Raw genomic sequence first — 18,471 nt, forward strand, 5'->3', positions numbered from 1 at the left:
CCAGCACCCTGACACGCCCCGGGTCCGCGTGGCTACTCGGCGGGCGGGAAGACCGTGTCCACCAGAGCGCGCTGCTCGGCCTCGTGCCTCTTGGCCGAACCGGCGGCCGGGGCGGAGGAGGCCGGACGCGAGATCCGGGTGAAGGGACGGTCGAGCTGCTCGGAGAAGACCAGGGCGACGAAGGGCCACGGACCCATGTTCGCCGGCTCCTCCTGGACCCACAGGACCTCGCCCGCGTTCGGGTAGGCCTTGAGCTGCTCGCGGATCTCCTCGATCGGCAGGGGGTAGAGCCGCTCCGCGCGGATGATCGCCGTGTGCTTGTCGCCGCTCTTGCGACGGGCGGCGTCCAGGTCGTAGTAGATCTTGCCGGAGCAGATCACCACGCGACGCACCTTCTCGGGGGCGATGGAGTCGTCCCCGATCAGCGGGCGGAAGTGGCCCGAGGTGAAGTCGTCGGCGGCCGAGGTGGCGGCCTTCAGACGCAGCAGCGACTTGGGCGTGAACACCACGAGCGGACGCTCGAACGGCGACTTCGCCTGCCAGCGCAGCAGGTGGAAGTAGCTCGCCGGGGTGCTCGGCATCGCGACGGTCATGTTCTCCTGCGCGCACGCCTGGAGGAACCGCTCGATGCGGGCGGACGAGTGGTCCGGCCCCTGGCCCTCGTAGCCGTGCGGCAGCAGCAGGGTGACGCTGGAGCGCTGGCCCCACTTCTGCTCGCCCGAGCTGATGTACTCGTCGATGACGGTCTGGGCGCCGTTGACGAAGTCGCCGAACTGCGCCTCCCACATGACGAGGGCGTCCGGACGGGTCAGCGAGTAGCCGTACTCGAAGCCCAGCGCCGCGTACTCGCTGAGCAGCGAGTCGTGGACGTGGAACTTCGTGGTGCCCTCGTCGAACTGCTTCAGCGGCGTGTGGACCTCGCCGGTGTCGCGGTCGACGAGCGAGGCGTGACGCTGACCGAAGGTGCCGCGACGGCTGTCCTGACCGATCAGACGGACCGGGTGGTCGTCCATCAGCAGGGAGCCGAAGGCCAGCAGTTCACCGGTGGCCCAGTCGATCGCGTCGTTCTCGACCATCGTGGCGCGACGGGTCAGCTGCGGGGCCAGGCGCGGGTGCGCGGTGAAGCCCTCGGGCAGGGAGACCTGGGTGTCGATGACACGCTTGACGGTCTCGGTGCTGATCGCCGTCTCGACCTTGGAGTGGTCCAGGCGGGCCTCGGTGAACACCTCGGGCTTGACCACGGAACCCGGCTCGATCGGCCTCTTCTCGACCTCGCGGGTCTCGGTGAAGGCGCGCTCGAGCTCGCTGTGGTAGTCGCGCAGGGCCTGCTCGGCCTCCTCCACCGTGATGTCGCCGCGGCCGATGAGGGCCTCGGTGAACAGCTTGCGGGTGGAGCGCTTGGCGTCGATGACGTCGTACATGAGCGGCTGGGTGAACGCGGGGTTGTCGCCCTCGTTGTGCCCACGACGCCGGTAGCAGACCAGGTCGATCACGACGTCCTTGTTGAACGCCTGACGGTAGGCGAAGGCCAGGTGCGCGACCCGGACCACGGCCTCGGGGTCGTCCCCGTTGACGTGGAAGATCGGCGCCTGGACCATCCGCGCGACGTCGGTGGCGTACACGCTGGAACGGCTGTCGGTCGGCGAGGTGGTGAAGCCCACCTGGTTGTTCACGATGACGTGCACCGTGCCGCCGGTCCGGTAGCCGCGCAGCTGGGACAGGTTCAGGGTCTCGGCGACCACGCCCTGTCCGGCGAACGCCGCGTCACCGTGGATGAGGATGGGCAGCACGGTGAAGCCGTGCGGGCCCTTGTCCAGCACGTCCTGCTTGGCGCGGACGATGCCCTCGGCGACCGGGTCGACCGTCTCCAGGTGGGAGGGGTTCGCGGCCAGCGAGATCTGGATCTTGTCGCCGTCCGGGGTCTCGAAGACGCCCTCGGTGCCCAGGTGGTACTTGACGTCGCCGGAGCCGTGGGCGCTACGCGGGTCGAGGTTGCCCTCGAACTCACCGAAGATCTGCCCGTACGACTTGCCACAGATGTTGGCGAGCACGTTCAGGCGACCGCGGTGGGCCATACCGATGACGGCCTCGTCCAGCTCGGCCTTGGCGGCCTTGGAGATCACGCCGTCCAGCAGCGGGATGAGGGACTCGCCGCCTTCGAGCGAGAAGCGCTTCTGACCGACGTACTTGGTCTGGAGGAAGGTCTCGAAGGCCTCGGCGCTGTTGAGCCGGTGCAGGATGTGGAGCTGCTCGTCGCGGTCGAGCTTCTCGTGCTCACGCTCGACGTGCGACTGGATCCACTCCCGCTCCTCCGGGCTCTGGATGTGCATGTACTCGATACCCACCGTGCGGCAGTAGGTGTCGCGCAGCACGCCCAGGATGTCGCGCAGCTTCATGACCTGCTTGCCGCCGAAGCCCCCGGTCGGGAACTCGCGGTCCAGGTCCCAGAGGGTCAGGCCGTGCTCCAGCACGTCCAGGTCCGGGTGCTTGCGCTGCTCGTGGTCGAGCGGGTTGGTGTCGGCCATGAGGTGGCCGCGCACGCGGTAGGCGTGGATCAGCTCCTGGACCCGGGTGGTCTTGTCGAGCTGGGTGGCCTTGTTGACCTTGATGTCCTGGACCCAGCGGACCGGCTCGTAGGGGATCCGCAACGAGTTGAAGATCTCGTCGTAGAAGCCGTCCTCGCCCAGCAGGAGCTGGTGGATCCGACGCAGGAACTCGCCCGACTGGGCGCCCTGGATGATCCGGTGGTCGTAGGTCGAGGTCAGGGTCATGACCTTGCTGATGCCCAGGTCGCTCAGGGTGTCCTGAGAGGCGCCCTGGAACTCGGCCGGGTACTCCATGGCCCCGACGCCGAGGATGGTGCCCTGGCCGGGCATCAGGCGCGGCACGGAGTGCACGGTGCCGATGCCGCCCGGGTTGGTCAGGCTGATCGTGGTGCCCTGGAAGTCCGTCACGCCCAGCTTGTTGTTGCGGGCCTTGCGGACCAGGTCCTCGTAGCCGCTCCAGAACTCGTTGAAGTCCATCTCGTCGGACTTCTTGATGGAGGGCACGACCAGCTGACGGGAGCCGTCGGGCTTGGGGAGGTCGATCGCCAGACCGAAGTTCACGTGTTCGGGCTTGGCGACGCCGGGCTTGCCGTCGACCTCCACGTAGGCGTGGTTCATCTCGGGCATGGCCTTGAGGGCCTTGACCATGGCGTAGCCGATGAGGTGGGTGAAGGAGACCTTCCCACCGCGGCTGCGCCGGAGATGGTTGTTGATGACGATGCGGTTGTCGAACAGCAGCTTGACCGGCACCGCGCGCACGCTCGTCGCGGTGGGCATGGTCAGGCTCGACTCCATGTTGGTCGCGGTACGGGCGGGTGCGCCACGCAGCCGCTCCTCCTTGACCTGGAGTGCATCGTCGGTGCTCTTGGGTGCTGGGGCCGTGGTGGCCTTCTTCTTGGGCGCGGGGGTCGGGGCCTTCTCGGTCTGCGCCTTAGCGGCCGCAGTGCCTCCACCCTTCCCGCCGGCCGTATCCGCGGGCTTGTAGTCCGCGAAGAAGTTCCACCAAGCCTTGTCAACCGAATTCGGGTCGGTGAGGTACTTCTGGTAAAGCTCCTCGACCAGCCACTCGTTCGGGCCGAAATCTGTCAGGGGTTGAGACGCCTCAGACGACACGGCGGAGATCGCCCACTTCCGCAGCTCGCTTGTGAATGTTAAGGAAAGACGGGTGGCTGTCGGCAAGGCGGGCTCTGAACAAGCATGAAAGCGCTCCCCGTCGGGGGAGTGTCTGACCTGGCCGGCACTCGTCGGGTACCAGGCTACTTGTAACGGCATCCTTCGGGGGAACGCGAGGGTTGTTGAAACTGGGAGATACCTAACAATCTTTCACACGAGTCTTCTCGCTACGTGCCGGTCACTTTGCGTTGCGTGGTGACGGAGGCTCATTTCCTCCTGTTTGTCGGGTTTTTTCGTGAGCGGGGCTGTGACGGCTTCCGGTGTGCTGGGTCACACCTTTCCCGGTGAGTGATTCGCGTCCCTTCCCGGATGACCGAAGCCGGCCGTACCCGGAACGGAGGGCGACCGACGGCGAATCGGGTCCGCGCGGCGGTGAAACGCCGGTGAACGACGCCGAGGATGTGCGGATCTGTGCCGTCTTCCCCGTTCCTCCCCATCGGATTCCGGCCCCGCCTACGATGCGCCTACGAACAGCCGGATCACACGGGCGGGGGAGACCCATGAGGGGGCTGGGAGAACTGGAGGCGGCCATCATGACCGCGCTGTGGCGCGCGGACGGGCCGCTCCAGGTCCGAGGGATCCTGGAGACCATGGTCTACGACCGGGAACTCGCCTACACGACGGTCATGACGGTCACCGGCATCCTGCACCGGAAGGGGCTGCTGGAACGGGAGAAGGTCGGGAGGGCCTGGGCCTACCGGGCCCGGGAGACCCACGCCGAGTACACCGCCCGCGTGATGGGCGAGGTGCTGGAGAGCGGCCCCGACCCCGGGAGCACCCTGCGCTGCTTCGTCGAGCGCTTCGGTGACGAGGACGTGGCCCGACTGCACCACCTCCTCCACCAGGTCGGCGACCGGCGCGAGCGATATCGCTCCCAGGACTCAGCGACGACGCAGTGAGCGCACGCTCGGAGCGCACAGGGCCGCCAGCGTCGCGATGATCGTCAGCGAGGCCACCAGCAGCAGGGACCGGTCGACCCCGATCGCCTCGGCCGTCGGACCGATCGCGATCTGCCCCACCGGCATCGCCACGAACGAGCCCAGGGCGTCATAGGAGTAGACCCGTGAGAGCCGTTCGGTGGGGACGTTCTCCTGGAGCGAGACCTCCCAGGCCACACTGAACTGCTCCACCGCCATTCCGCCCACGAACATCGCGGCGAACAGCAACGGCACCATCGGCGACGGGCCCGCCAGGACGAAGAACGGCAACGTCTGGAGCAGGACCAGGGCCGTGCCGTAGAACAGCGCGCGACGCGGTTGCCAGCGGGCCGCCAGGACGCCGCCGACCAGCAGACCCACGCTGTTGGCCGCCATCAGCAGCCCCCAGGTGGTCCGCCCGAACGTCGCGTCGGCGATCCCCGGCCCCAGCACCCCGGTGGCCGCGGACCAGCCGGCGTTGACCACCATGAACTGCAACACGATGATCCAGACCCAGGGGCGGGCGACGAACTCCCGCCAGCCCTCCACCAGGTCGCGTAGGACGTTCCGGCCACCGTCGGTCGCCCCGGTCGAGGGGACCCGAAGGAGGGAGAAGGCCACCCCCGCCGCGGCGAACGTCAGGGCGTCCACGCCGATCGCCCAACCCGGCCCCCACAACCCCACGGCCACGCCGCCGGCCGACATCCCGGCGAACATCCCGAGCTGCTTGGCGATCCCCACCGAGGCGTTGGCCTGCCTCAGCAGAGCGCGCGGAACGGTCTGGGGGGTCAGGGCCGCGGAGGCGGGCAGGTTGGCGGCGGCCGCGGCCCCGTTCACCACGCTCAGCGCGATCATGAGCGGCAGCGAGGCCGTCCCGGTGAGCAGTGTCAGCGCCAGGGTCCCCTGGGAGAGCGCCGCGAGCGCGCAACCGCCGACGAGCACCATCGAGCGCGGCAGCCGGTCCGCGATCACCCCGCCGAGCAGGAGGAGCGCCACGTTCGCGATGGATCGGGCACCCACCACCAGGCCGACCTGGGTCAGGGAACCCGTCACGTCCAGGACGGCGAAGGCGAGCGCGACCGTGGCCATGCCGTTGCCGAACATCATCAGGACCCGGCCCGACGCCAGGGCCCGGAAGTTCCCGTAACGCAACGGGGCGAGGATGCCCCCGCCCGTGTCGGCGCTCGCGTCCATGCCCCTCCTCGTCCTCACGGGGCCGGCCCCCGATCGGGCATGTTCGTGGACGTCGGACGGCCGACGCAACGGGTTTTCCCGGGTCAGTCCAGGATCCAGCCGCGCCCTTCGGCCGCCAGCTTCTCCACCAGGGTGGCGCTGTCGTGCTCCTTGGCGAACAGGTGCTCGGGGCGGGTGATCGGGACGATCCACAGCCAGCGCACCGGGTCGCCCTGGAAGGTCAGCCCGGAGGTGTCCGGCGGGACCAGGGCGGGGTCGGTGATCAGGGGGCTCGGATCCTCCAGCAACAGGACCGCGCCCGCGTCACGGCGCATCGCCCGATCCTCCGGGTTGTCCAACCACTTGACCGTGTGGCCGGTGCCGAACCAGGTGACCGCGCGCCAGGGGAAGGCCCCGATCCACCGGAAGATCCGCGCCGCGTGGTGCGCGGGCAGCGTCGTGGCCAGGGCCAGCTCCACCCGGGCGTGCCCCGAGGTATCGGCCATGTAGCGGTCCAGGGTGGGCATCCGCTGCCCGCACATGCCCACGGTGGACAGGACCGTGTAGGGCCGTTCCTCGGTGGGCGGCCGCTCCGAGACCCGCAACAGCGGCGGGTGCCCGTCGGAGACGTCCCAGTAATGCCCGGCCTCGCCCACCCGGCGGTTCAGATGACCGAGGACCGTCCGCTGCACACCGCGCCAGGCGCCCGAGGCCCGTCGCCAGTCCCAATAGGCCTCCGCGTGCACGACCCGCGGCCACAGTCGGCGCTTCACCGAGTCCAGCTCCCAGGCGTAGGGGCTGCGTCCGATGGCCTCGCGCGCGTAACCGGGCAGACCGCTGTCGGCCTCCGCCCAGCCGGGGATCACGGCGAGCAGCCCCTCCTCGTCCAGCAGGGCGACCCCGTCGCCCTCCTCGAACCACACCGCGCGCAGGGTGGCCGGATCGAACCGGGGGCGTCCCTGCGGATGCTTGGTGTAGGCCTCGGGCATGAGCGGGGCCCGACCCCGATAGAGGTCGTCGGGGTCGCTCTCGGCGGGCGCGCTCTCGTGGTTGGCCAGCCACACCGGGACGCGGATGCGCTCTCTGGCGTCCAACAGGTAGGCGGCGGTCGTGTGGGAGTCGCATTCGACGACGACGCGACGGCTCTGGTAGGGGCTGATCTCGTCGAGCAGGACGTCGATCTCGGTCACCGGCCCTCCCGCGTGCCGCCGTCTCGGTGTCGTCTTGTCGTCGTGGTGGCCGGGGGCGGGGACCCGTCCGGGCCGTCCACACTGCGCGTAGAATCGACGGTAGTGCCCTGAGAGGCGGAGCAGCACCGCGGACGCGTATAGGTCGTATAACGACCCGCGTCGCCCCTTACCTTCCGCGCCGGGCGCAGTCCACCGACTCCATTCGTTACGGATACTTATGCCCGCCGAGCTCACTTTCGTCGCACCCCGCCGCGCCAAGCCGCCCCGGCACCTGGCCGATCTCAGCCCCGAGGAGTGCCAGGAGGTCGTCCGGGAGCTGGGGGAGAAGCCCTTCCGCGCCAAGCAGATCGCCAAGCACTACTACGGTGCCCTGGAGTCGGACACCTCGAAGATGACCGACCTTCCCGAGGCCTCCCGGGAGCGGCTCGGCGAGGCGCTGCTGCCGACCCTGCTCACCCCGGTCCGGCACATCACCTGTGACAACGGGATGACCCGCAAGACCCTGTGGAAGGCCTTCGACGGGGTGATGTTCGAGTCGGTGCTCATGCGCTACCCCGACCGCGTCACCCTGTGCATCTCCTCTCAGGCCGGCTGCGGCATGAACTGCCCGTTCTGCGCCACCGGACAGGCGGGGCTGACCCGCAACCTGTCCACCGGGGAGATCGTCGACCAGGTGGTCGCCAGCGCCCGCGACCTGGCCCGCGGCGAGGTCGCCGGCGGCCCCGGGCGGATCAGCAACATCGTGTTCATGGGCATGGGCGAGCCCATGGCCAACTACAAGCGGGTCCTCCAGACCGTCCGCCGCATCACCGACCCGGTCCCGGGCGGCCTGGGCATCTCCCAGCGCGGCGTGACCGTCTCCACGGTGGGTCTGGTCCCCGCGATCAACAAGCTCATCGACGAGAGGATGCAGGTCCGCCTGGCGATCTCCCTGCACGCCCCCGACGACGAGCTGCGCGACGAGCTGGTGCCGATCAACACCCGCTGGAAGGTCGAGGAGGTCCTGGACGCCGCCTGGCGCTACGCCGGGACCACCGGACGTCGGGTCTCCATCGAGTACGCGCTGATCAAGGACATCAACGACCAGGCCTGGCGGGCCGACCTGCTCGGCAAGCTCCTCAAAGGCCACCTGGTGCACGTCAACCTCATCCCGCTCAACCCGACCCCGGGCTCCAAGTGGACGGCCTCGCGCCCCGAGGACGAGCGCGAGTTCGTCCGGCGCCTCCAGTCCCACGGGGTGTCGGTCACCGTCCGTGACACCCGCGGCCAGGAGATCGACGGCGCCTGCGGCCAGCTCGCCGCCGCCGAGAAGTAGGACCGACGTGGTCGAGACCCTCCTGGCCTTCGCGTTCGCCGCCGCGGCCGGGCTGGTCCCGATCCTCAACGTCGAGGTCTACCTGTTGGGCGTCGTCGCCCTCATGGACGACGGCGCCCTCGTCGCGGTGGCCCTGGCCGCGGCCCTGGGGCAGACCCTCGGCAAGATCCCCTACTACTACGTGGGTCGGGGCACCCTCTCCGCGCCCTGGCTGCGCCGTCGCGCCCGGACGCCGGGCAAGTGGGCGAAGCGGATGGCGGAGTGGCGGACCAAGGCGGAGGAACGCCCGATCTGGGGTGTGGGGCTGTTGGCGTTGAGCTCCTTCGCCAGCGTCCCGCCGTTCATGGTGGTCTCGGTCCTCGCCGGGGTCGTGCGCATGAACCTCCTCCTCTTCTGCGCGGTCACCTTCGCCACCCGGGCCGCGCGCTTCCTCATCCTGGTCCTGGCCCCGGCCTGGGCCCTGTCCCACCTGCCCTGACCCGTACGAGGGGCGGGGCGTACACTCGTGGCACGTTCGGGGCCGCCGACGGGGCGGACCCCCTGGTCGCGGAGGTGAGGGTCCTATGGTGCGGGTCGCGGTCGCGCAGTTCTCCCCGGGGCGGGACAAGGCGGAGAACCTGCGTTCGGTGGCGGAGTTGACCGCCCGGGCCGCGGCGGACGGCGCCCGGGTCGTCCTGTTCCCCGAGTACACGATGTTCACCGCCTCGCGTACCGACCACCGCTACGTGGAGTCGGCCGAGCCGCTGGACGGGCCCTTCCTGTCCGACGCGGCGGACACCGCCCGCAGAGAGGGCGTGCACCTGGTCCTGGGGGTCAACGAGTCCCGGGGAGAGGACGCCGCGCACTTCACCAACACCCTGGTGGCGCTCTCGCCGCAGGGGGAGTCGGTGGCGCTCTACCGCAAGACGCATCTCTACGACGCCTTCGGGGTCAAGGAGTCGGACGTGGTGGCGCCGGGGCCGATCGAGGAGCCCCGCACCTTCGAGGTCGACGGTGTGGTCTTCGGCCTCCAGACCTGTTACGACCTGCGTTTTCCCGAGGTGACCCGGAGGATCGTCGACGCCGGGGCCCAGGTGGTCCTGTTGGCCGCCCAGTGGGTGCCGGGGCCGCTCAAGGAGGATCATTGGCGCACGCTGCTCCGTGCGCGCGCCATCGAGAACACGGTCTACGTGGCCGCTTCCGGTCAGTCGGCCCCGGTGGGGGCGGGCAACAGTATGGTGATCGACCCGATGGGCACGGTGGCGGCTTCCCTGGGGGAGCAGACCTTCGATGTCGCATCGGCCCGGGTTTCGGCCGAGCGTGTGGAGGCGGTTCGGGTCACGAATCCGGCCCTCGCCATGCGCCGTTTCGGTGTGACCCCGCTGCAAGAGGACTGAGGTCCTTGCCCAGGATCGTGTGTACATATCGGGCAGAGCGTATGAATGATCAGTCGGTGACCTGGGTCTTCCCAGGGTTCGTCACTTAGGGTTATGATTTCCCTGCACGGAGTGATTTAGATCGGTCCGGGCCCTTCCAGGCGCCGAGAGCTTCTGATTCAATTAAGAGCCGGTAACTATCGGCCCGCCAGACTGTCCTAAACCACGGGGGGAGCAAGGACATTGCGCGGAACGAGCACGATGTGCGAACCAGACATGCCGACCGACGTCGTATCCGGGACCTGTGTCTACGATCCGAGTCGGCTGAGTCCGGCGCAGTGCATGGGGGATGCCTGCGTCGTCTGCCACACCAAGTGGCCCAGGCCACGCAGGATCCTGGGGGAACTGCCGGACGGGGCCCATGTCTATGGATGCGACGAGTGCGCGGGGCTCATGGGGTACCGACCGGTGCCCGCGCGTAGGTCGCTGATCGTCGCGCGCTGACGCGGCGGTTCCGTGAAGACGGTCGCGCTCCGGGTCCAGGGGGAGTCTAGGACCCGGAGCGCTTCCGTCGACGCGCCCGCTTCCGTGGGGAGGAGGGGAATTGAGCGCGTCTTCTCGGGATGGTCGTCGTGACGCCCGTGAGGACGGAGAACGTCCCGGTCGGCGTCGATGGACACGATACTCCGTGTCGCCCGTCACCGACGGTCAGTAAGAGACATCCATCGGGTATTTCGTCGGATCGGGCCTACCCGTTGGTGGGAAAGCCCAGGTCGACACCGCCTTCGGGGCGCTGTCCGGGGTCGCTCCAACGGGCGGTCACGGTCTTGGTGCGGGTGTAGAAGTGAACACCCTCCGTACCGTGTACGTGGGAGTCGCCGAAGAGCGACTCCTTCCAACCGCCGAACGAGTAGTAGGCCATGGGGACCGGGATGGGCACGTTGATACCCACCATGCCGACCTCGATCTCGTTCTGGAAGCGCCGTGCGGCGCCCCCGTCGTTGGTGAAGATCGCGGTCCCGTTGCCGTAGGGGTTGGCGTTGATCAGCCCGACCGCCTCGTCGTAGTCGCGCACCCGCAGCACGCTCAGCACCGGACCGAAGATCTCCTCCCGGTAGCAGGACATCGTCGGCTCGACGTGGTCCAGGACCGAGGGACCGAGCCAGAAACCGTCGCCGCCACCGCCCAGCACGGGGTGCACCCTGCCGTCGATCGCCAGGGTCGCGCCCTCGCGGACCCCCGACTCCAGGTACGAGGCGACCTTGTCCCGGTGCTCGCGGGTGACGAGCGGTCCCATCTCGCTGCGGTCGTCGTCGCCGGGGCCGACCCGGAGCCGGGCCACCCGCTCCCGGATCCGCTCCATCAGGTCGTCGGCGACCGAGTCCACGACCGCGACCGCCGAGATGGCCATACAGCGTTCGCCGGCCGAGCCGAACCCGGCGGAGACCGCGGCGTCCGCGGCCAGGTCCAGGTCGGCGTCGGGCAGGACCACCATGTGGTTCTTGGCCCCGCCGAGAGCCTGGACGCGCTTGCCGTGCTCGGCGGCGACCCGGTAGACGTACCGGGCGATGGGCGTGGACCCGACGAAACCGACCGCGGCGACGTCCGGGTGTTCGAGGAGGGCGTCCACCGCGACCTTGTCGCCCTGCACCACGTTGAACACGCCGTCGGGCAGACCGGCCTCGGCCCACAGTTCGGCGATCATGAGCGAGGCCGAGGGGTCCTTCTCGCTGGGCTTGAGCACGAAGGTGTTACCGCAGGCGATCGCCAGGGGGAACATCCACATCGGGACCATCGCAGGGAAGTTGAACGGGGTGATGCCCGCGACCACGCCGACCGGCTGGCGGATCGAGTACGAGTCCACGCCCGTGGACACGTTCTCGGAGAAATCGCCCTTGAGCAGCTGGGGGACGCCGCAGGCGAAGTCGACGACCTCCAGGCCGCGGGCGACCTCGCCCTTCGCGTCGGAGAGGACCTTGCCGTGTTCGGCGCTGACGATCTCGGCCAGACGGTCGCTCCGGGAGTCCAGGAGCTCGCGGAAGCGGAACAGGGTCCGGACGCGCTTGGACAGGGGGGTGTCCCGCCAGGCGGGGAAGGCCGCCCGCGCGGCGGCGACCGCCGCGTCGACCTCGGCGGGCCCCGCGAGGTCGACCGTCCCGGTGATCTGACCGGAGGCGGGGTTGTGGATGTCCCCGCTCCGCTCGGTGGGGCCCTCGTGGCGGGAGCCGCCGATCCAGTGGGTGACGTGTTCGCTCATGCTCTCCTCCTCGTCTCGGGTGTTCCTCAGGCCTGCTCGGCCACGGCGTGGACGGCGTCCAGGAGGATGTCGCGCCCCTCGGCGGCCTCCTCGGTGGACAGGGTCAGCGGCGGGGCCATGCGCAGCACGTTGCCGTGCACGCCGCCCTTGCCGACCAGCAGGCCGCGTTCGCGGGTGGCCTCCAGGACCCCGGCCGCCAGGGTCGGGGAGGGGGCCCCGCTCTCGGGGTCGACCATCTCGACGGCGAACATCAGCCCCTTGCCCCGAACGTCGAGCACGCAGGGCAGCTCCCTGAGCGCGCGCAGGCCCTCCAGGACGGTCCGCCCCTGGCGCAGCGCGTTGTCCTGGAGGTCGTGGTCCAGGACGTAGTCGAGGGTGGCGCCGGCGGCGGCCATGGACACCGGGTTGCCGCCGAAGGTGGCCACGCCGAGCGCCCCGAGGCCGTCCATGAGGTCGCCCCGGGCCACGACGCCGCCGACGGCGAAGCCGTTGCCGAGCCCCTTGGCGAAGGTCATGGCGTCCGGGGTGACGCCGTGGGCGCCGATGCCGAAGAAGTCCGTGCCGGTGCGGCCCCAGCCGGTCTGCACCTCGTCGGAGACGAACAGGATGCCGTGTTCGTCGAGGACCTCCTTGTAGGCGCCGTACAGGCCCTCGGGGGGCATCGCGAACCCGCCCACGCCCTGGATCGGCTCGGCGATCAGGCAGGCCACGTTCGGCGCGGTGGTGTCCAGGACGGCGCGCAGGTCGGCCACGCACCGGTCGATGTACTCGCGCTCCGACAGATCGCGGAACAGGGGCGAGGCGTGGTCGGTGCCGTGCAGGTAGTGCACGTTCAGCGGGGAGAGCGCGGAGTTCTTCCACGCCCGGTTCCCGGTGACCGCCACGGTGCCGAAGGAGCGTCCGTGGTAGCTGCCGCGCATGGCCAGCACCTCGTCGCTGCCTCGGGCGTGGGTGGCCAGCAGCAGGGCGGTCTCGTTGGCCTCGGTGCCGGAGTTGGTGAAGAAGACCTTGGCGTCGGGGATCCCGGACAGCCGGGCGATCTTCTCGGCCAGTTCGACCTGGGAGCGGATGAGGTACAGGGCGGAGGTGTGCACGACCCCCTTGGCGATCTGGCGTTCGACCGCCTCACGGACCTCGGCCACGTCGTAGCCGAGCATGTTGGTCACGATTCCGGTGAAGAAGTCCAGGTAGGTGCGGCCTTCGGCGTCGGTGACGCGGCTTCCCTTGCCGCTGACGATCTCCAGCGGGGACTCGTAGTAGAGGGGCGACCAGGAGGGCATGACCGCGCGGTGGCGCGAGAGGAGTTCCGACATGCCCCCAGTCTCGCCCGGCTCGGCGTACTTGACCAGGATCACACTGTTGACAACATGCTGGCGGCCTTTACAGAATGTAAAGCCTCCTTCAAGGCGTTCCCCTTCGTGCTCACGAACGAGGAAAAGCGAGCACTTTGTAAAGAGAAACCGCCTCCGCCGTGACAGAACGACTAGAGTGAGACCGTGCTCCCCACACTCGCCGAAGTTCTCAGGCTCCCGGCCCTCCAACGCGCCCGCCCCCGGGTGGTCACCGGCTCCGAGTACCTCGACGTGGCGGTGCGCTGGGTGCACATCGCCGAGGTCACGGACCTGGCCCACCTGTTGCGCGGCGGCGAACTGGTGCTCAGCACCGGCATCGCCATGCCCGACGACCCCGAGGCGTTGCGCCGCTATATCGAGGACATCGCCGACGCGGGGGTGAGCGGTATCGCGGTCGAACTCGGCCGCAAGTACCACGCCGAACTGCCCGCCCCCTTCCTGGAGGCCGCCCGCGACGCCCGGCTCCCGGTCGTCCTGCTCGACCGCGAGGCCCGCTTCGTCGAGATCACCGAGGCCGTGCACATCCGGGTGGTCAACGAACAGTTGGAGGAGCTGCGCGAGTCGGAGAAGCTCCACTCGGTCTTCACCCAACTGTCCGTGGAGGGCGCCGACGCCGCCCAGATCCTGCGTGAGGTCGCCCAGCTCTCCGGCTGCCCCGTGGTCCTGGAGAACCTCACCCACCAGGTGCTGGCCTGCGACCTCAACGGAGAGGATCCCGGCACCCTGCTGACCTCCTGGGAGAGTCGATCGCGGGCGGTCCGATCCGGTAGCCGGACCGTGCACGTGCCCTCCACCGGCTGGTTGGTCACCACCGTCGGCGCCCGCGGTCAGGACTGGGGGCGCCTGATCCTCATCACCGGCGCCACCCCCACCGCGCGCCAGACCATGCTCATCGAACGCGCCGCGACGACCCTGGCCCTGGGACGGTTGCTCGAACGCCACCAGGAGAGTCTGGAACGTCAGACCCACCGGACGATCATCACCGGCATCATCGACCGGGCCTACTCCGAACCGGAGGAGGCGCTGGTCCGCGCCCGCGCGGTCGGCGTACCGCTCAACGGACGCGAGCTGGTCGCTCTGGTCCTGCGTCTGCGCGAGAGCGGCACCGGCCTGGCCGCCCAGGCGCGTCTGTCCGACACCGCCGAGGGCGCGGCCAAGGCCTGCCGGGAACTGCGACTGCCCGCGCTGGTGGGTTCCCTGGACGACCTGCGCGTCGGCATCCTGCTGGCCCTGCCCTCACGCCCGCGCCTGGACCCCATCCTGTACCTGCTGGCCGAGCGGGTGCGCGCCACGGTGGGCGACGCGGCGGTGCTGGCGGTGGGCTCGACCGCCGACGACATCCGCGAGGTCCGCCGCTCCTTCCTGGAGGCCCGCCAGGTCGGCGACGTGGCCGTCCGGCAGAGCGACCACCGCCCCTTCTATCGGCTGCCCGACCTGCATCTGCGCGGTCTGCTGCACCTGTTCCGCGACGACGAGCGCCTCCAGACCTTCGTGGAACGCGAACTGGGGCCGTTGCTGGACCACGACGCGCGCCACAACGGCGATCTCACCGACATGCTCCGCCACTACCTGGGCGCGGGCCGCAACAAGGCCCTGGCCGCGAGCAGGGCGCATCTGTCCAGGCCCGCGTTCTACGAGCGGCTGCGGCGGATCGCCAACGTGCTGGACGCCGACCTGGAGTCGGTGGAGGACTGCCTGTCGCTGCACGTGGCCCTGTTGTCCCTGGACTCGGTCCGAGAACAGCCCTGATCCGTCGTGGGGCGTTCGCGCTCAATCGCGCCGGTGACGTCGCTCCACCTCGGCACCGACCTTCTCGAAGGCGCGCAGTACCCGTTGGACGGCCAGCCGTTCGGCCTTGTCGGGGCGCAGGACGGCGGAGACGTGCCGGGCGGAGGGGACCCCGGTGAGAGGGCGCAGCACCACACCCGAGTCCGGCGGTGTGGTGAAGCGGGGCAGGACCGCCACCAGCGCGCTCCCGGCCACCAGCGACTCGATCAACCGGTTGTCCCAGAGCCGTTGGGTCACTCGCAGCTCCTTCCCGGTCACCTGCTCGATCGCCTTCGGAACGGTGTCGAAGGGGTAGCCCTCGGGGACCCCGATCCATTCGAGGTCGACCAGGTCGTCGGGGCTGACGTCGGTCCGGTCGGCCAGGGGATGGTCGGCCGCCATCGCGATGTCCAGCGGCTCTCGGGCCAGGGGGCGCACGGTCAACCCCTCGGCGCCGGCCGGTCGGACGCTGGTGAGGCTGTGCGCGATGACGACGTCGTTGTCGGCGGTCAGTCCGGCGAACTCCACCTCGGCGAGGTCGTAGTCGCTGCAACGCAGGGTGATCGAGGTGTCGGCCAGGTCGTGCATCGCGTCGCTCAGCAGGAACGTCGCGGCGCTGGGGAGGGCGGCCACGGTGACCGTGCCGGAGGGCTCGCCGCGGAAGGAGTCCCAGCGGGCCTGGACCCTTTCGAGGGCGGCGGCGACGCTCACCCCGCCCTCCGCGAGCAGCAGCCCCGCCTCGTTCAGGCGCAGGCCGCGGCCGGACGGCTCCACCAGAGGGGTTCCGAACTCCCGTTGGGCCGCCTTGAGCTGTTGTGACACGGCCGAGGGGGTTCGGTGGGTCGCCTCGGCGACCGCGGTGACACTGCCGCGTTCGGCGAGTTCGCGCAACAGCGCCAGGTGTCGGATCTCCATGTAGCAAGGCTACATCGTGAGTGTCCGAATTATTGATTGTGCTTAAAAGAGAAACCTGGTGACCTGGACGCATGCCGTTTCGTCATCGCCTGCTGGCCCTCTCCGTCGCTCTGATGTGGGGCCTCAACTTCATCGCCATCGACGCCTCGCTCGTCCACTTTCCTCCGTTCTTCCTTGTGGCCCTGCGCTTCGCGTTGATCGCCCTGCCGACGATGCTGCTGGTCCCCTGGCCGGGGGTGCCGGTGCGCTGGCTGGTGGGCTACGGGTTCGGCTTCGGTGTCCTCCAGTTCCTGTTCCTCTACTGGGGGATGGCCTCCGGCATGCCCACGGGCCTGGCGTCGCTGGTCCTCCAGGCGTCCGCGCCCTTCACCGTGCTCCTGGGGGCGACGTTCCTGCGGGAGCGGGTGAGCGGTCGGCAACTGGTCGGCGTCCTGATCGCCGTGTGCGGCATGGCCCTGGTGGGATGGCAGCGGGCGGAGAACGCCGCCATCGTTCCGTTCCTGCTGACCCTGGCGGGCGCCTTCGGGTGGGCGATCGGCAACACCTGCAACCGATTGGCCCGGCCGACCGATCCGCTGCGGCTGACGCTGTGGATGTCGGTGGTCCCGCCCCTGCCGATGCTGGCGCTGTCGCTGATGGTCGAGGGCCCCGACCGGATCCTGGACTCCCTCACCTCGTTCGGCGAGCCCGGGGCAGCGGCCGCCGTGGCCGGTCTGGTCTACACGGTGGTGATCGGCACCGTGGTCGGCTCCGGTGTGTGGACCTGGCTGATGACCCGTCACCCGGCGGGGGTGGTGGCGCCGTTCTCGATGCTGGTGCCGGTCGTGGGAATGACGGCCGCGTGGGCGGTCCTCGGTGAGACCGCGAGCCCGGGGGAGCTGGTCGGCGGCGCTCTGGTCGTGGGCGGGGTGCTGTGGGGCAGCACCCGTGGCCGACGCCCCGTCCCTCCGGACACGGAGAGGGCCGGGCCGCGCTCGAACGAACGCGACCCGGCCCGGGTCCCTCAGCCGGAATGAGCCGGCGGGGCGGGGGACGGACCTCCCCGCCCCGCGACGGCGGACTACAGGCCGGCCAGGCCCTCCTCCAGGATGTCCAGGCCCTCGCGCAGCAGCTCGTCGCTGATGGCCAGCGGCGGCAGCATCCGGATCACGTTGCCGTGGGTGCCCGCGCTCAGCAGGATCAGGCCGCGGGAGTGGCAGTGCGCCACGACCTGGGACAGGGCCTCGGTCGCGGGCTCCTTGCCGTCCTTGACCAGCTCGATCGCGACCATCGCGCCGCGTCCGCGCACGTCGCCGATGACCTCGTACTTGTCGGCGAGGGTGCGCAGCCGGTCCAGCATGAGCGCGCCGATCTCACGGGCGCGGCCGACCAGGTCGTCGGATTCGATGGCCTCCAGCGAGGCCAGCGCGGCGGCGCAGGCGGCCGGGTTGCCGCCGTAGGTGCCGCCGAGGCCGCCGCCGTGGACGGCGTCCATCAGCTCGGCGCGGCCGGTCACGGCGGCCAGGGGCAGACCGCCCGCGATGCCCTTGGCGGTGGTGATCAGGTCGGGCACCACGCCCTCGTGCTCACAGGCGAACATGTCGCCGGTGCGGGCGAAGCCGGTCTGGACCTCGTCGGCGACGAACACGATGCCCTTGGCACGGCAGAACTCGACCAGGGCCGGGAGGAAGCCGGGGGCGGGCTCGATGAAGCCGCCCTCGCCCTGGATGGGCTCGATGACCATCGCGGCCACGTTCTCGGCGCCGATCTGCTTGGTGATCTGCTCGATCGCCGCGGCGGCGGCCTCGGGGCCGCAGTTCTCCGGTCCGGTGGGCCAGCGGTAGGCGTAGGCCATGGGCATGCGGTGCACCTCGCCCGCGAACGGCCCGAAGCCCTGCTTGTAGGGCATGTTCTTGGCGGTCAGGGCCATGGTGAGGTTGGTGCGACCGTGGTAGGCGTGGTCGAACACCACGACCGCCTGGCGGCCGGTGGCGTTGCGCGCGATCTTGACGGCGTTCTCCACCGCCTCGGCGCCGGAGTTCAGGAGGATCGAGCGCTTCTCGTGGTCACCGGGGGTGATCCGGTTGAGGGCCTCGCACACCTCCACGTAGCTCTCGTAGGGGTTCACCATGAAACAGGTGTGCGTGAAGCGCCCCATCTGCTCGGCGGCGCGCTCGACCACGCGCGGGTCGGCGTTGCCGACGTTGGTCACGGCGATGCCCGAACCGAAGTCGATCAGGGCGTTACCGTCGACGTCCTCGACGATCCCGCCGCCGGCGCGCTCCACGTAGACCGGCAGGGTGCTGCCCACGCCCTGGGCGACGGCGGCGCTGCGGCGCTCCTGGATGGCGCGGGACTTCGGGCCGGGGATCTCGGTGACGATCCGGCGGGACTGGACGACCTCGGTCGTGGCCATGCGGCTGCCTCCTTCTGGGCGTGGTCTTGCGGGCTGTCTCCCGGGGGCGATTCCGGGCGTGCGAGCAGAACACTAGGCCGTGTGGAACCCCGCACACATGGACACAGTGGATAATC

The 18,471-nt window shown here is 69.8% G+C and carries 14 protein-coding genes; 7 read left to right on the forward strand and 7 right to left on the reverse strand.

The genetic code is table 11. The annotated features are described in order from the left end of the window. Positions 1-32 precede the first annotated feature (32 nt). Positions 33-3,659, reverse strand: a complete 3,627-nt coding sequence (locus U9J66_RS11795; RefSeq protein ID WP_014911645.1) for a multifunctional oxoglutarate decarboxylase/oxoglutarate dehydrogenase thiamine pyrophosphate-binding subunit/dihydrolipoyllysine-residue succinyltransferase subunit — start codon at positions 3,657-3,659, stop codon at positions 33-35. Positions 3,660-4,219: 560 nt separating this feature from the next. Between U9J66_RS11795 and U9J66_RS11800 the strand changes: the two genes are divergently transcribed. Further along, complete coding sequence (locus U9J66_RS11800; protein ID WP_187294522.1) at positions 4,220-4,618, forward strand: BlaI/MecI/CopY family transcriptional regulator; 399 nt, start codon at positions 4,220-4,222, stop codon at positions 4,616-4,618. Here the strand turns inward: U9J66_RS11800 and U9J66_RS11805 are convergent. Further along, entirely contained in the window at positions 4,601-5,830 is a 1,230-nt protein-coding gene (locus U9J66_RS11805; RefSeq protein ID WP_326337669.1) for an MFS transporter, read from the reverse strand. The two genes, U9J66_RS11800 and U9J66_RS11805, sit on opposite strands and share 18 nt — an antisense overlap. 83 nt (positions 5,831-5,913) lie before the next feature. Continuing rightward, complete coding sequence (locus U9J66_RS11810; protein ID WP_014908702.1) at positions 5,914-6,999, reverse strand: suppressor of fused domain protein; 1,086 nt, start codon at positions 6,997-6,999, stop codon at positions 5,914-5,916. A gap of 217 nt (positions 7,000-7,216) precedes the next feature. On the opposite strand from U9J66_RS11810, the gene rlmN reads away from it, so the two are divergent. The 4 genes from rlmN to U9J66_RS11830 all read left to right on the forward strand — a co-directional run bounded on the left by rlmN (position 7,217) and on the right by U9J66_RS11830 (position 10,173). After that, positions 7,217-8,314: a 23S rRNA (adenine(2503)-C(2))-methyltransferase RlmN gene (gene rlmN, locus U9J66_RS11815; protein ID WP_014908813.1), complete on the forward strand. Its 1,098-nt coding sequence runs from the start codon at positions 7,217-7,219 to the stop codon at positions 8,312-8,314. Between the two features lie 7 nt (positions 8,315-8,321). Further along, a complete protein-coding gene (locus U9J66_RS11820) occupies positions 8,322-8,792 on the forward strand; it encodes a VTT domain-containing protein (RefSeq protein WP_014909208.1) in 471 nt (156 codons plus the stop codon). An 85-nt stretch (positions 8,793-8,877) separates the two neighbouring features. Beyond that, positions 8,878-9,690, forward strand: coding sequence for a carbon-nitrogen hydrolase family protein (locus tag U9J66_RS11825; RefSeq protein WP_161110530.1), 813 nt, complete (start codon positions 8,878-8,880; stop codon positions 9,688-9,690). 240 nt (positions 9,691-9,930) lie between these two features. Beyond that, positions 9,931-10,173, forward strand: a complete 243-nt coding sequence (locus tag U9J66_RS11830) for a hypothetical protein (RefSeq protein ID WP_042283005.1) — start codon at positions 9,931-9,933, stop codon at positions 10,171-10,173. 244 nt (positions 10,174-10,417) lie between these two features. Here U9J66_RS11830 and U9J66_RS11835 read toward each other — a convergent pair whose 3' ends face one another. Then, the gene (locus U9J66_RS11835; protein WP_042283004.1) at positions 10,418-11,926 is read right to left on the reverse strand and encodes a CoA-acylating methylmalonate-semialdehyde dehydrogenase; all 1,509 of its coding nucleotides are present in this window, start codon (positions 11,924-11,926) and stop codon (positions 10,418-10,420) included. 26 nt (positions 11,927-11,952) lie between these two features. Then, positions 11,953-13,239 (reverse strand): aspartate aminotransferase family protein, encoded by a 1,287-nt coding sequence (locus U9J66_RS11840; protein ID WP_326337670.1) that lies wholly within the window; start codon positions 13,237-13,239, stop codon positions 11,953-11,955. A 183-nt stretch (positions 13,240-13,422) separates the two neighbouring features. Here U9J66_RS11840 and U9J66_RS11845 point away from each other — a divergent pair, with 183 nt between their 5' ends. Beyond that, on the forward strand, positions 13,423-15,027 hold the full coding sequence (locus U9J66_RS11845) for a PucR family transcriptional regulator (protein ID WP_326337671.1): 1,605 nt from the start codon (positions 13,423-13,425) through the stop codon (positions 15,025-15,027). A 21-nt stretch (positions 15,028-15,048) separates the two neighbouring features. Here the strand turns inward: U9J66_RS11845 and U9J66_RS11850 are convergent, their stop codons facing one another. Then, positions 15,049-15,960 carry a LysR family transcriptional regulator gene (locus tag U9J66_RS11850; protein WP_161110527.1) on the reverse strand — a complete coding sequence of 304 codons (912 nt, stop codon included), beginning with the start codon at positions 15,958-15,960 and terminating at the stop codon, positions 15,049-15,051. Positions 15,961-16,031: 71 nt separating this feature from the next. On the opposite strand from U9J66_RS11850, the gene U9J66_RS11855 reads away from it, so the two are divergent. Next, on the forward strand, positions 16,032-16,976 hold the full coding sequence (locus tag U9J66_RS11855; protein ID WP_161110526.1) for an EamA family transporter: 945 nt from the start codon (positions 16,032-16,034) through the stop codon (positions 16,974-16,976). A gap of 44 nt (positions 16,977-17,020) precedes the next feature. Here the strand turns inward: U9J66_RS11855 and gabT are convergent, their stop codons facing one another. Further along, on the reverse strand, positions 17,021-18,355 hold the full coding sequence (gene gabT, locus U9J66_RS11860; protein ID WP_326337672.1) for a 4-aminobutyrate--2-oxoglutarate transaminase: 1,335 nt from the start codon (positions 18,353-18,355) through the stop codon (positions 17,021-17,023). Between the last annotated feature and the right edge of the window lie 116 nt (positions 18,356-18,471).

The sequence above is a fragment of the Nocardiopsis sp. LDBS1602 genome (assembly GCF_035818715.1).
Taxonomy (GTDB): Bacteria; Actinomycetota; Actinomycetes; order Streptosporangiales; family Streptosporangiaceae; genus Nocardiopsis; species Nocardiopsis alba.

What these genes read in the sequence shown, in the direction of transcription:
- U9J66_RS11800 (WP_187294522.1), top strand. Translation starts at nt 4,220, where the DNA reads ATGAGGGGGCTGGGAGAACTGGAGGCGGCCATCATGACCGCGCTGTGG.
- U9J66_RS11805 (WP_326337669.1), bottom strand. Translation starts at nt 5,830, where the DNA reads ATGGACGCGAGCGCCGACACGGGCGGGGGCATCCTCGCCCCGTTGCGT.
- rlmN (WP_014908813.1), top strand. Translation starts at nt 7,217, where the DNA reads ATGCCCGCCGAGCTCACTTTCGTCGCACCCCGCCGCGCCAAGCCGCCC.
- U9J66_RS11825 (WP_161110530.1), top strand. Translation starts at nt 8,878, where the DNA reads ATGGTGCGGGTCGCGGTCGCGCAGTTCTCCCCGGGGCGGGACAAGGCG.
- U9J66_RS11830 (WP_042283005.1), top strand. Translation starts at nt 9,931, where the DNA reads ATGTGCGAACCAGACATGCCGACCGACGTCGTATCCGGGACCTGTGTC.
- U9J66_RS11835 (WP_042283004.1), bottom strand. Translation starts at nt 11,926, where the DNA reads ATGAGCGAACACGTCACCCACTGGATCGGCGGCTCCCGCCACGAGGGC.
- U9J66_RS11840 (WP_326337670.1), bottom strand. Translation starts at nt 13,239, where the DNA reads ATGTCGGAACTCCTCTCGCGCCACCGCGCGGTCATGCCCTCCTGGTCG.
- U9J66_RS11850 (WP_161110527.1), bottom strand. Translation starts at nt 15,960, where the DNA reads ATGGAGATCCGACACCTGGCGCTGTTGCGCGAACTCGCCGAACGCGGC.
- U9J66_RS11855 (WP_161110526.1), top strand. Translation starts at nt 16,032, where the DNA reads ATGCCGTTTCGTCATCGCCTGCTGGCCCTCTCCGTCGCTCTGATGTGG.
- gabT (WP_326337672.1), bottom strand. Translation starts at nt 18,355, where the DNA reads ATGGCCACGACCGAGGTCGTCCAGTCCCGCCGGATCGTCACCGAGATC.